Origin of the sequence: uncultured Roseobacter sp., from assembly GCF_947495275.1 — a bacterium.
Classification (GTDB): Bacteria; Pseudomonadota; Alphaproteobacteria; order Rhodobacterales; family Rhodobacteraceae; genus Roseobacter.
In genome coordinates, this window is the sequence record NZ_CANLYL010000035.1 from 1 (window position 1) to 12968 (window position 12968).

At 56.7% G+C, this 12968-nt stretch carries 13 protein-coding genes; 11 read left to right on the forward strand and 2 right to left on the reverse strand.

Annotated features, from left to right (window positions below; translation table 11 throughout):
• Positions 1-142 precede the first annotated feature (142 nt).
• Positions 143-568 (reverse strand): Rrf2 family transcriptional regulator, encoded by a 426-nt coding sequence (locus Q0802_RS24320; protein ID WP_298922588.1) that lies wholly within the window; start codon positions 566-568, stop codon positions 143-145.
• A gap of 111 nt (positions 569-679) precedes the next feature.
• Here Q0802_RS24320 and Q0802_RS24325 point away from each other — a divergent pair, with 111 nt between their 5' ends.
• Both Q0802_RS24325 and Q0802_RS24330 read left to right on the forward strand, forming a co-directional pair.
• The gene (locus Q0802_RS24325) at positions 680-2101 is read left to right on the forward strand and encodes an MFS transporter (RefSeq protein WP_298922589.1); all 1422 of its coding nucleotides are present in this window, start codon (positions 680-682) and stop codon (positions 2099-2101) included.
• A gap of 89 nt (positions 2102-2190) precedes the next feature.
• Positions 2191-2730 carry a class I SAM-dependent methyltransferase gene (locus tag Q0802_RS24330; protein ID WP_298922590.1) on the forward strand — a complete coding sequence of 180 codons (540 nt, stop codon included), beginning with the start codon at positions 2191-2193 and terminating at the stop codon, positions 2728-2730.
• 534 nt (positions 2731-3264) lie between these two features.
• Here Q0802_RS24330 and Q0802_RS24335 read toward each other — a convergent pair.
• The gene (locus Q0802_RS24335; RefSeq protein ID WP_298922592.1) at positions 3265-4035 is read right to left on the reverse strand and encodes an aldolase/citrate lyase family protein; all 771 of its coding nucleotides are present in this window, start codon (positions 4033-4035) and stop codon (positions 3265-3267) included.
• 129 nt (positions 4036-4164) lie between these two features.
• Between Q0802_RS24335 and Q0802_RS24340 the strand changes: the two genes are divergently transcribed.
• The 9 genes from Q0802_RS24340 (at position 4165) to Q0802_RS24380 (ending at position 12741) form a co-directional block, all read left to right on the forward strand.
• Positions 4165-5493, forward strand: coding sequence for a sugar ABC transporter substrate-binding protein (locus Q0802_RS24340; protein ID WP_298922594.1), 1329 nt, complete (start codon positions 4165-4167; stop codon positions 5491-5493).
• A gap of 87 nt (positions 5494-5580) precedes the next feature.
• A complete protein-coding gene (locus Q0802_RS24345; RefSeq protein ID WP_298922595.1) occupies positions 5581-6459 on the forward strand; it encodes a sugar ABC transporter permease in 879 nt (292 codons plus the stop codon).
• Entirely contained in the window at positions 6456-7283 is an 828-nt protein-coding gene (locus tag Q0802_RS24350) for a carbohydrate ABC transporter permease (protein ID WP_298922596.1), read from the forward strand. The genes Q0802_RS24345 and Q0802_RS24350 overlap by 4 nt, the downstream gene beginning before the upstream one ends.
• Positions 7283-8341: a sn-glycerol-3-phosphate ABC transporter ATP-binding protein UgpC gene (gene ugpC / locus Q0802_RS24355; protein WP_298922597.1), complete on the forward strand. Its 1059-nt coding sequence runs from the start codon at positions 7283-7285 to the stop codon at positions 8339-8341. The genes Q0802_RS24350 and ugpC overlap by 1 nt, the downstream gene beginning before the upstream one ends.
• 4 nt (positions 8342-8345) lie before the next feature.
• Positions 8346-9674 (forward strand): histidinol dehydrogenase, encoded by a 1329-nt coding sequence (hisD, locus tag Q0802_RS24360; RefSeq protein WP_298922599.1) that lies wholly within the window; start codon positions 8346-8348, stop codon positions 9672-9674.
• A gap of 16 nt (positions 9675-9690) precedes the next feature.
• Entirely contained in the window at positions 9691-10728 is a 1038-nt protein-coding gene (locus tag Q0802_RS24365; protein ID WP_298922600.1) for a LacI family DNA-binding transcriptional regulator, read from the forward strand.
• Between the two features lie 11 nt (positions 10729-10739).
• Complete coding sequence (locus Q0802_RS24370) at positions 10740-11870, forward strand: cupin domain-containing protein (RefSeq protein WP_298922601.1); 1131 nt, start codon at positions 10740-10742, stop codon at positions 11868-11870.
• A 12-nt stretch (positions 11871-11882) separates the two neighbouring features.
• The gene (locus Q0802_RS24375) at positions 11883-12485 is read left to right on the forward strand and encodes a hypothetical protein (RefSeq protein WP_298922603.1); all 603 of its coding nucleotides are present in this window, start codon (positions 11883-11885) and stop codon (positions 12483-12485) included.
• Between the two features lie 91 nt (positions 12486-12576).
• A complete protein-coding gene (locus tag Q0802_RS24380) occupies positions 12577-12741 on the forward strand; it encodes a hypothetical protein (protein ID WP_298922604.1) in 165 nt (54 codons plus the stop codon).
• Positions 12742-12968: the final 227 nt, after the last annotated feature.

Sequence of the window (12968 nt, forward strand, 5' to 3'; positions counted from 1 at the left end):
GGCGCATTGCGACGCCGGTGGAGCAGGAGCCATCCACCCCATCCGCAATGCGGGCTGCGACCGCAGAATTGGACACCTTGTTCGAAGGCGGCTTTGGGCCGCTCTGCGAAGTGAAAGCCTTTTGGGGGTCGGCGGCGCGAACTCAAGAGGGCAACTCAGTCTTCACTCGACCGGCCAAGTCTGCCACGGATACGCCTTTAAGTTCTTCCTCAAATAGGCGACGTGCGGCCTCCAAGGCGGCTCTGGTCGCGTCGGTTGCTGCATGTTCCAGTAAGCAAGGCGAGGAAGGCTCTGGCGCGCCGATCGCAAAGACGTTTGGTGAGTCGAGCGCGGTGTAGACCTCCAAAAGACTGATCTCGGCCGTCGGACGCTGTAGGTGCCAGCCACCGCCGTGCCCCTTAATCGACGCCACAAGCCCGTGTTTGCGTAGACCGCTCATAGTGCGGCGCACCAGAGAGGCATCCATGCCAAACATCTTGCCCATGCGCTCAGATGTCACCGGCTCATCAAACTCATCGAGATGAAGCAAGATGTGCAGCACACGGGGGAGCCTGTTGTCTGTTCTCATGGTGCAGACTGTACCTGATCCAGTTTCTCGTGACAATTGTCGACACGTGAGATTGACACGGCAAGTCACGTGACAATATAAATCACGTGACTTGATCCAACTGGAGCCTCCATGTCCTCATCATCGGTAGACCACTCTCTCGCTACTAAAACGCAATGGACAGTCGTCTGGGCTCTCTTGCTCGCGGCATTCATCACGCTGCTGGATGTCACGGTGGTCAACCTCGCGGTGCCGAGTATCGCAGGTGATCTGCAAGCGACGGATGTACAATCACAGTGGATCTTGTTGGCCTATCTTTTGCCGCTTGCGGCCCTCCTTCTACCATGGGGCCGGTTTGGTGATGCCTTGGGCCGACGCCGGCTGTTCCTGTTTGGTGTGGCAGGTTTTGCACTTGGCGGTCTGGCCGCAGGAACGGCGCAGAACATAAATGTGCTGATTGCAGCGCGTGTTCTTCAGGGTGTCGGAGCCGCGACGATGATGCCGCAGGTTCTGGCGTTGACCCAGGTGATCCTGCCACCCGACCAGCGACGGCGAGCTGTGGGCTATTTCGGCATGGTCAGCGCGTTGGGGGCTGTTGCGGGCCCGATCGTGGGTGGTACGATCCTGACGATTGATCTGTTTGGATTGGGGTGGCGCGCGGTCTTCCTATTGGTTATCCCGCCCTGCATTATATCAGCGCTGATTGTGGGGTCTTTCCTGTCTTCGGATAACAGCGGCCCTTCAAAAAGGATCGACCTTTGGAATGGACTGCTGGTTGCGCTCGCTGTGACGGGTCTTGTCTTTGCAGCCGTGCAGGGGCGGACCATGGGGTGGCCGATATGGATGATGGTTTGGCCTCCGGTAAGCGCCCTGCTCTTGGCCTACGTTATCTATGCACAGTGGAAAGGAGTGTCTGACAAGATTGAGCCATTGCTGCCATCGGCCCTGTTGAGGTCCACCCCGTTTCTGCAACTTGCGTCCATGATCTTGTTGGTTTTTTGCGGCATTGCAGGCGTTCCCTTTCTGTTGGCGATCGCTTTGCAAGCCGGACCGCAACTGTCACCCGGAGAGGTTGCTATGGCGCTAGCCGCGTATCCGATCTTTGCCGTGGCCGGGGCGGCTGTCGCGGGACGGTGGAGCCCGTCAAACCCGTGGGCGCTTCCAAGCCTTGGATCAGTCCTGACATGTGCGGGTATCGTCATGATCGTATTTGCCTTCGCGCAAGCCGGTGATGACATCACGGCGTCTGTCCTGTTGATACCTCTCGTGCTGGTCGGGTTTGGCATGGGGCTCAGCAATGTCGCATTGATGTCGGGCGCACTCGCTACGGTATCAAATGAGGTGGCCGGGGCCGCGTCGGGGATGCTCCAGACGGCGCAGCAACTTGGCATCACGCTCAGCATCGCGATCGTGGGCGGCATCTATTTCGCAAACGCATCGGGCGCCACCAGCGAAGCAGCATCGACAGCGCTGCTCTTTCCGGGCGCAGTCTTTGCAGCGGCCAGCCTGTTGAGTGGGCTAGGGGTGATCTTTCAAAACAGAAAGGAAACATAATGCAACCAACAGCTGGACAGTCTGCGCAAGATTTCTGGGACGAGATTTATCGTGGCTAGAGCCGTCAGACACGAGGCTTGCCGTTTGCAATGTTAGAGCGGTTCGCAATGGATCGCACTCCGGGCCATGCGCTGGACCTGGGCTTCGCCAAAGGCGACGATGCCATTTGGCTCGCGCAGCAAGGTTGGGATGTTGTCGCTACCGACATAGCTCAAGCAGCTTTGGACATCGCCAAGGCCGGCGCAGCTAAAAGGGGCGTTGCAGACCGGATGTTGTTCGCACACCATGATCTCGCAATATCATTCCCTGAGGGTCGCTATGACTTCATCTCGGCGATGTTCCTGCAAACGCCATTCGAATTCCCAAAGCGGGAGGTCCTTCCGCAGGCGTATGGCCAGCTTGCGTCAGGTGGTATGTTGCTGATCGTCACGCATGGGTCTGCAGCCCCATGGTCATGGAGCAAGGCAGATCACCCCTACCCCACACCGGAAGAGGACTTGGCTGCCCTTGGGTATGCAGCTTCTGACAAAGAGGTCGCTTTTGTCGGTGGGGTCCGCCGAACCGCGCGCGGGCCCAATGGGCAAACGGCGCAAGTCCTTGATAATGTCATCGCGCTGGTCAAGGAGTGAGAAACACGCCTCGCTCAGTTCTTTACCCGAAGTCCGTTTTGGGGAAGCTGCATCGCAGCGACGGGCTCCGTGGGTAATGACCGCAAAGGGCCGTTCTACGACAACCAACGATTTACTCACTGTTGATCACGCGTCGAGCATCAACAATGCGCAATAGATGGCACGCGAGCAAAACGAACTCTATCGCCTCTTTAGCATCATCCATCGATACAATTCCGTGAGAGTGAGGATTCTTGTAAGACCCATGGCAGCGGCGAAGTGGTGCATCAGAGCTTCAGGATCCTGTTGTGTACGGTTACGCAGTGATCCATCCTTCAGATTGGAGGCATGGCGTATCATTGGGACGCCGTGATCTCCTTCGAGAAAACCTGCGGTGGTACGAACTGCAATCTCGACGGCCCGCATTGCCTTAAAGACGGCCTCACCATAGTCGCCCCGAGGGTCGAGCTTTGATTAAAGAACTCGGCCACCATCAGTCCAGTGGGTCAGGGCGGGATTAGCATCTGTTATGCGGTAAATCGAAGGCGATAGAGATCAGGATCTGGTGCCTTCGTTGGTTGTCGCGATGGCCGCTGTCATAGCGCTCATCAAAAGGTTGAAATCGTTCCCAGGCGTGACAAGGTCGAAACCCTCTTTGCGGCGTTGCCTTGCCATTCTGCCATCACTGCAAAAGATACCGGTTGCGATGCCCGCAGCTTTCGCGCGCGCGCTGATGTGGGAAATTGCTTCGGATGTCGCGCTATTGACCATCTCCGCTCCAGGCTTTTCGCCCAAATCCAGTGCCAGATCATTTGGGCCGACATAAATCATGTCGATGCCTTTTACTGCCAGTATCTTGTCTATATCCCGCAGGGCTTGAGCTGTTTCGATCATTGGAATGGCCATGATCTGGTGATTTGCCTGCTCAAAGTAATCTGGGCCGCCAAACAACTTACCGCGGGCAGGGCCGAAGGACCTGTTTCCCTCTGGTGGGTAGCGGCAAGCGGCCACAAAACGTTCCGCTTGCTCTGTGGTTGATATCATCGGGCAGATCACACCAAATGCGCCTGCGTCGAGCAGATGCATAATTGCTTCCGCTTCAATTGAAGGCGCACGCACTAAAGGGATGGCAGGGGTGGCCGAGACGGCTTGCAGCATCGTCACGGCAGTTTCGAACCCGATCATACCATGTTGCAGGTCAACCGTAACACTGTCGAACCCCTGATGGCCCGCCCCTTCGGCCAGATAGCCAGACGGGATAGAGAGCCAGGCATTGGTAATGGGTTTCCCATCAGCAATCAGATGTTTCAGGTTATTCTTTCTCATGTGGCAGCCTCTCGCCTTGATAGGAGGGGAGTGCCTCCGAAATAAACATGAATGCGCATTCATAACTGTTGAATGCGCATTCATGATGTGTATAGTCAACCGAATGCACAGTCGCAATGGGAGGATAACATGCGCAAACGGACATTTTTGGCCTCTGTGGCCGTGGCTGCAGCAACGGCATTTATGCCAGTCGCTACATTCGCCGACGGACATCTTGAGAAGTACAACCTTTTGCCTGGCAAGCCCTTTGAGGGGACTAAGCTGAACATTCTCAGTGTGGTGACTCCCCAGTTCGACGGGTTGATGTTGCGCGACGAGGAATTCACCGAAATGACCGGGATCGAGACGGAATGGACATTCATCCCTTTCGGCTCCTTGCAGGAAAAGATCAACGCCGAGGGCATTGCCGCAAACGGTACGTTTGATGTGGTCAATTACCTCGATAGTTGGGGTCCGCCCAACGCGCATTGGCTCAAGCGCATCGACGAATTGATGGAGCGTGACGGCATTAGCATGGATCGCTACCCAGCCGCCTTCGCACGCTCTGCGCAATTTGAAGGTGAAACGCTCGGCTTCCCGCTGCGCGCGCATCCGCAGTTGATGTTCTACCGCAAGGACCTGATCCCGGAGCCGCCCACCTCTTGGGAAGACGTGGTTCGGATTGGCAAGGAGCTGAAGGAATCGAACCCCGACATCGCCCCGCTAGCGCTCTACTATAACAATGACGGCAACCGTCAGAACTTGTTCATCTGGATCAACTTCCTCTGGGCCGCTGGCGCAGACATCTTCAACGATGACGGTAGTGCCGCGTGGGCCTCAGAGGCTGGCATTCAGGCAACCAAAGACTATGTTGCGCTTCATACCGAGCATGGCGTGACAAATCCAAACAGTGTGGCCTTCAACGAGCAGGATGCCCGTCAGTCTTTCATGCAGGGCAACTCCGCGATGATGCCTGTCTGGTGGTGGGCATATTCAGGCTTCTACAATCCCGACAGCTCGACCCTGACCAAAGATCAGGTCGGTTTCACTGGCATGCCGTCCTACAAGGGAGAGACCAAAACTTACGCGATCTCGATGCCTTTTTCGATTTCCGACTACTCCAAGAATCAAGACGCGGCTTGGGAATTCCTGAAGTGGCTGTCGAACCCGGAAATGGACAAGGCAAACGCAATCCAGCGTGAAGTGGCTGGCAAGAAAATCGTCAACAATGTTGTGACGCATATTTCTTCGCTGCAGGACCCGGACGTGAATGCGGCCAATGACGGTATTCAGGCCGCTGCTTGGGACAGTCTGAAACAGTCTGACATCATGCCGCAAATCGCGGAATGGCCTGAAATCGGCGATATTTTGTCCGCTGCTATCGCCGAAGCGGCATCAGGTGGCGACGTGGCTGAACTAATGACAGCTGCGGCAGAACGTGCTGACAAGGTGCTCAAGCGCGCTGGCGTTCTGAAGTAATCGAAAAGACAATGGGGCGCGATACGTCGCGTTCCATACCCGCCCGGATTGACTCCGCTTCGGGCTAAAGGGATTGGGAGCACCCCTATGCGCGACAATACACTGAAATACCTTCTGGTTTTGCCCGCCGTGCTCGTGGTCTTCGCAACCGCGATCTGGCCACTAATCGAAGCCGCGCGCCTATCCTTCACGGTCGGGCGGCTGAACCGTCCCGGCTCATTGGAGCAGTATCTGGGCTGGGAGAACTACCTTTGGGCCTTCTTTGAAGAGCCTGCATTCTGGAACTCCGTCTGGGTCACAGCGGTCTACACGATCTTGACTGTTGGCCTGACCACGATCTTCGCGCTTGGATTGGCGCTGCTGCTCGCGCCCGGCGGCCGTTTGAGAAGCTCGGCGCAAACCTTGTTGATCCTGCCCTTCGCCATGAGCCCTGCGTTGATTGGTGTCTCTTTCCGGTTCATGTTCAATCCTGAATTCGGCCTGTTTGACGCCTTCTTCGGCGTGCTGATCCCACCGCTTGCTGATGTCAGCTGGCTTGCTGATCCGCAATTGGCTTTGGCCGTCGTGGTGATGGCCGATGTCTGGGGTTGGATTCCGTTCCTGACGCTTGTTCTGATCGGTGGACTGGCCAGCGTGCCCCGCGATACCATCGAGGCAGCGCAGGTTGACGGCGCCAGCGGCTGGCGCGTGTTCAAGGACGTGACCCTGCCACAGCTCGCGCCTGTTCTGGCGGTTGTGATCATTTTGAAATCAATCTTCAGCCTCAAGACCTTCGATCAGGTGTTCATGCTGACCAATGGCGGGCCGGGCACTGCGACCCAGACGCTCAGCCACTACATTTATTTCAACGGCATGAAGTACGGCCAGATCGGGTATTCGGCCTCCGTTGCTTGGCTGATGGTGATCCCAATGATTTTCCTGACCTACGCCTACGCCAAGTTTGTTTTCCGGAAGGCTGACCAATGACAGGTAAACAAAAAAAGCAACTGTTTGGCGCGATCCAGACTGTCCTGATCCTGATCGCCATGTTCATCATGCTGGTTCCGATTGTCTGGATTTTCCTCGCGGCGTTCAAAAGCCATGTCGATGTTTACCAACTGAAACTGTTCTTCACACCGACGTTGGAGAATTTCGGTATCGTCTTTGATGATCCCTACAGGCTGGGCGAGAAACTTCTGAATTCGACCATTGTCGCGTTTGTCACGATAGTTTTTGCCATTCCGATTGCCACGCTTGCGGCTTATTCGTTTAGCCGGTTCTCCATGCGCGGCGAGACACTGATGCTGGTCACCATCCTTGCCACGCAATTTGTACCCGCGGTTGTGATCATTCTGCCGTTTTTCGTGATGTTTCGCGATGTCGGGCTGCTGGACACGCGGCTCGGCCTGATCCTTGTGAACCTCGCCATCGTGATGCCCTTCGCAATCTGGATGATCAAAGGCTTCATCGACGGCATCCCGATGGACACGGAAGAGGCCGCGATGGTCGACGGCTCCTCTCGCCTGCAGGTGATCCGCAATATCGTCCTGCCGATGGCCGCACCTGGCTTGCTGACCAGCGCGATCTTCTGCTTCATCATTGCTTGGAACGAATTCCTCTTTGCGCTGATCCTGACCAACAAGGAGGCGGTGACTTTGCCCATCGGGCTGGCCCTTTTCAAAGGCGAAGAGGGGGACCTTTGGAACCTGTTATCTGCCGCAGGCATCATCATCATGGCACCAATGTTCGTCCTCGCCCTGATGATCCGCAAATACTTCGTGCAAGGCATGACCATGGGAGCCGTCCGCTAATGGCCGAGATCAAACTCAACAATCTGACCAAACGCTGGGGCGATTTTATCGGCGTCGACAATCAGTCGCTGCACGTCCAAGACCGCGAATTTCTGGTACTTCTTGGCCCATCGGGTTGCGGCAAAACCACGACGATGCGGATGATCGCGGGGCTCGAAGACCCGACAGCAGGCGAGATCTGGATTGGCGACAGGATGGTCAATGATGATCTGCCAAAAGACCGCGACGTGGCCATGGTGTTCCAGAATTACGGCCTCTACCCGCATATGACGATCTTCGACAATATCGCCTACCCGCTGCGCGTGCGCGGGACCGACAAGTCAGAGATCAAACCGCGGGTGGAGAAAGCCGCAGAGCAGGTCGAATTGACCGAGTTTCTGCATCGCAAGCCCAAGGCGTTGTCTGGCGGTCAACGTCAGCGCGTCGCCTTGGCCCGGGCGATTGTGCGGACACCCAAAGTGTTCTTGATGGATGAGCCGCTTTCAAATCTGGACGCGAAATTGCGTGTGACCATGCGCGCAGAATTGAAGCACCTGTCGCGCGCTCTGCAGATCACAACCGTCTATGTCACCCACGACCAGATCGAAGCGATGACGTTGGCTGATCGTGTGGCCGTCATGAAAAACGGCATCATCCAGCAGCTGGGTACGCCGGATGACATCTATAACGACCCTGCCAACCTGTTTGTTGCAGGCTTCATCGGGTCTCCCGCCATGAACCTGATCAACGGATCGGTTACGGATGGGATGTTTGTAACCACGGGTGGCACGCGGTTGGTGCCTGTTAATTCGCCGGATCGTGCGAAGGCCATTTTGGGCGTTCGTGCGGATGACATGCATGTGCACGAGCAAGGGCAGGGGGATATCGATGTGACAATTTATGCCTTTGAGAACACAGGCGAAAGCACACTTCTGACGGTGCAATGGGGCCAGCAGCGCGTCATTGCTCGCGGCGACCGCCATCTGCGCAAGGATCAGGACGAGGTCGTGGGGATCAGTTTGAACCAGGACCACCTCTACCTGTTCGATCCCGAAACAGAAGACCGGATCAGGATGTAGAGCTATGGCCATCGAATATCTAAAACGAGGGAAGCCCGAGGCAGACCGCGCTGAAGATGACGCCAAAGTGGCGGAGATCGTGGGCGCGACGCTGAAGCAGATCGAGACTGAGGGCGACGTGGCCGTCCGAGCGCTCGCCAACAAGTTTGACGGCTATGATCGCGGTAGCTATCGGCTGAGTGACGCTGAAATAAAAGACATCATCGCCAAGGTCAGCCCGCGTGAGATGGAGGATATCCGCTTCGCGCAAGAGCAGGTCAGAAACTTTGCCAAAGCGCAACGTGACTCGATGCTGGATATAGAGCTGGAGACTTTGCCCGGTGTCATCCTCGGTCACAAGAACATCCCTGTACAAAGTGTCGGCTGCTATGTGCCGGGCGGCAAGTTCCCCATGGTGGCCTCTGCGCATATGTCGGTGGCCACGGCTTCCGTCGCTGGTGTGCCGCGCATTGTCGCCTGTACACCGCCTTTTGAGGGGGAGCCGAACCCCGGTGTGATCGCCGCCATGCATTTGGGCGGCGCGCATGAGATCTATGTGCTGGGCGGCATTCAGGCTGTTGGTGCTATGGCTCTTGGGACTGAGACAATTGATCCTGTGCATTTGCTGGTTGGCCCGGGCAATGCGTTTGTGGCCGAAGCCAAACGGCAGCTGTTCGGCCGCGTGGGCATCGACCTGTTTGCCGGCCCGACGGAGACGATGGTGATCGCAGATGAGACGGTTGACGCCGAACTTTGCGCCACCGATCTGCTGGGACAAGCGGAGCACGGATATAACTCACCCGCCGTTTTGGTGACCAACTCGCGCATGCTGGCAGAAGAAACGCTGACCGAGATCAACCGTATCCTCACCATTCTGCCCACGGCAGGCACAGCCTCGGTCAGTTGGGCGGATTACGGCGAAGTGATCCTGTGCGACAGCTATGACGAAATGCTGGCCGTTGCCGATGATATTGCCTCCGAGCATGTGCAGGTGATGACCGATCGCGATGACTGGTTCCTCGAACACATGACCTGTTACGGCGCGCTGTTTCTCGGCCCGCGCACGAATGTGGCCAATGGCGACAAGGTCATCGGGACAAACCACACCCTGCCGACCAAAAAAGCCGGGCGGTATACGGGCGGGCTTTGGGTCGGGAAATTCCTCAAGACCCACAGCTATCAAAAGATCCTGACGGATGAGGCTGCGACGACGGTAGGTGAATACGGCTCGCGCCTGTGCATGTTGGAAGGCTTCGTTGGCCACGCAGAACAATGTAACATTCGCGTCCGGCGCTTTGGCGGGATCAATGTCCCATATGGTGAAGGCGCGCCCTATCGGGATACGACGAAATAGGAAACGAGCGAAAAACATGGGTTCAGCACGCATAACAACATATGATGTGGCAAAGGCGGCAGGTGTGAGCCAGCCGACAGTCAGCCGCGTCTTCTCCCGCTCCGCCTCCGTTGATCCTGCCAAAGTGGAACGCGTGCGCGCAGTTGCGCGAGAGTTGGGCTACATCCCCAATCTGGTCGCGAGGTCGCTGAACTCTGGCAACTCATTTCGGATTGGCATCGTTCTCGCCTACCTAAAAAACGGATTCTTTGGGGAAGCTCTGCAGGACCTTTCAAAGGCGCTCAACAAGCAGGGTTACTCCGTTACGGTCTATTTCGCGGGCAACAGCTCGGACGAGGTTGATGCGATTATTGACGATCTGTTAGCCGATCAGGTGGACGGCATCGTGTTGGCCTCTATCAGCCTGTCCAACAAATTGGTGGCGCGGGTGCGGAAGTCGGGCATTCCCTGCGTCTTGTTCAATCGTGGCCAGTCAGATCCGGATGTATCCATGGTCACTGCCTCGAATTTCGAGGGCGGCAAGCAAGCGACGGAATTTCTGATCAAGGCGGGCCACAGCCGTATTGCCCATCTGGCCGGTTGGCGCAAGGCTTTGAACGGCGTGGATCGCAGCAACGGGTTCATGGCAGCAATGCAGGCGACGGGACTAGAGCCGCTTGCATGCGTGGATTGCCACTTCCGCCGGAACGTCGCGATGGTCGAAACGCGGAAACTCTTTGCCCAAGCGGAAGTGCCGGATGCCCTGTTCGTCGCCAATGACCATATGGCCTTTGGCGTGCTGGAAGTTTTGCGCGAAGAGTTGGGGTTGCGCGTGCCGGAGGAGGTTTCAGTGATCGGTTATGACGACGCGCCGATGGCACAATGGAAGACTTTTGATCTGACCACAGTCCGACAGCCATTGCCGCAAATGATCGATGCAACTGCCAAGATGCTGCTTAGCGAAATATCGGACACGAAGCACAAGCCGCAAAAGGTCGAGATCCCCGGCGAACTGATTATTCGCGGTACGGCTCGCATCCCCGCCGGATTGCATAGAACGAAAACCGAAACGTAGGACCAAAGGACATGACCAGGATTTCCCAAACCGAGGCCGACGCACGACACATCAAGCGCAGCGACTACCAGTCTTGCGCAGTGGCTTTCATCGATTGCAAGAAACCGGGCTCACATCTGAAACAGAACTATTCGATCATTGGCCCCGGTGTGACATCCTCGAAAGAGCAGGTCATCAATCTACCTGAAGCGCATGGCTTCAATATTGGTGCGGCAGCGATGCCGCCGGGGATCACCAACAATCTCCACATCCATTTCACGGCCGAAGTTTTCATGGTCTATGATGGTGAGTACACATTCCGCTGGGGACCGAACGGTGAGAATGAATTGGTTGGCCGCCCCGGCGACATCATTTCGGTGCCCACATGGATCTACCGTGGATTTGTGAACAGCGGAACAGGGGACGGCTGGATTTTTACGACGCTTGGTGGTGACAATACAGGCGGGGTCATCTTCCACCCCGACATCATTCAAGAGGCCGCAGGTTTTGGGCTTTACCTGTCCAAAGACAACGTGCTGATTGACACAAGCAAAGGCGACCCCGTTCCGAGCGCTGAACAATGTATCACGCCCATGGCAGCCGAGGAGGTTGCGTCACTGCGCGCATACAGCCCGGAAGAGATGCGGCAACGGGTGGTGAGCACAAAAGATCGCGACTTCCGTCCCGCCTTCATAGATATGGGACTGCCGGACTGCGGCGCTGAGATTGCGCCCGTCATTGGACACGGCATCACCCAGAACCGCGATCATACGGCCAGAATAAGCAATCCGCACGGATTTTCGATGGAGTGGCTTCGAGTTCAGCCGGGGCAACGGGTTTCGCCGTTTATACTGGATGAGAAGATGGTTGTGATCCCGCGCGAAAGCGGGGTGCGCGCTGTGATGAATGACCATGGCAATGTCTCCGTCGATGTGGGCGCGTGGGAGACGTTTTCAATCCCAAAGGGTGTCTTGCGCGGATTTCAAAATACCGGCGCCAAGACCGTTGAGCTGCTTTTGATTGTCGCAGGTGACCATCAAAAGCGCCCCAAATTCCGAGGCGATGTGATCGAGGCCGCGTTCGCGAAGGGCCATGCGCTTGATGCGCAGGGCTATGTTGCCGCCGCTCACTTGATCCCGAGTTATGGAATGGTCGCTGAATAGTCGAAACCTGCCATGACACACCCCATCGTTGATCACTGGGTTCTTCTACCCGGCACGCTGTGTACGCCCGACGTGTTCGCGCCGGTTCTTGATTACCTGGGTGTGTCCGTCGCAAACCGGATTGTCATCGAACTCAATTCGACGCATTTGCAAGATTATGAGGGGCCGTTGCGCACTGCCGTCACGGACGGCGCAATTGTCTGCGGGTTTAGTCTGGGCGCGATGGTCGCTGCGCATAATCTTCACGCGATGGCGCGTGCAAAGGCCATCGTTTTGTTGGCATGTAATCTATTCCCTGATCCAGCGGGTAACCGCGCCAATCGTGAAGCTGCGCGCGACCACATTCTTGCCGGAGGCGCGCGCGATTGGGTTATTGAAAACTGGCATTTGATGTTGTCTGACACAAACTCGGAGCGTCTGGATCGCGTCGCCTCCATGGCTGAAAGCACATCTCATCTGATTGCCGCGCAGACAGAACTTGCAGCCTCCAGAGCTGGAGCGGCAGAGCATCTGACCGCGCCGCGCGTGCTGTCCTCGAGATTCCTGAGGGGCTCGGTCATTTCGCGCTGCTGGAAGCGCCCGATCAAGTGGCTTCTGCAGTCACGGACGGCCTGACCGTGTTGCTGCCCTAACCCAACTCTGAAAGCTGACCTCACGACAAGCCAACCCATTCCGGTTGCTGCTTGAACGACTGCGACAAGTAGATATGCCAATCGTTTGCGACGCCATCGAAGTTGCGCAAGGGAGGCGCGGATTTGGTCAGTTCACGAAAGGCACGATGGGGCATTACAGGCCGGGCATGCCCGGCATGATGGGCTGCGCTCGGACGGCGGGGATCGCAGGTCTGCCCCCCACCGAGACGGACGAGTGATCAAGGCCCGGGGCTGGACTATCTTCGCGCAATGGCGCGGGCCAAATCCCGCTATCGCCGTTGCGCAAGACATGGTTTTGTCCACGTGCACAAGCTGTGCATCAAAGTCACCATCATGGGACTGCAAGTGAATGAGGACGGCCTTGTCCAAGGTCGGCTAATGGGATGTACCGGCTGCTTCACCCAGCAGGTTAGGCTTTGCCTATTTCTGCAAGATGGAGAAGTAG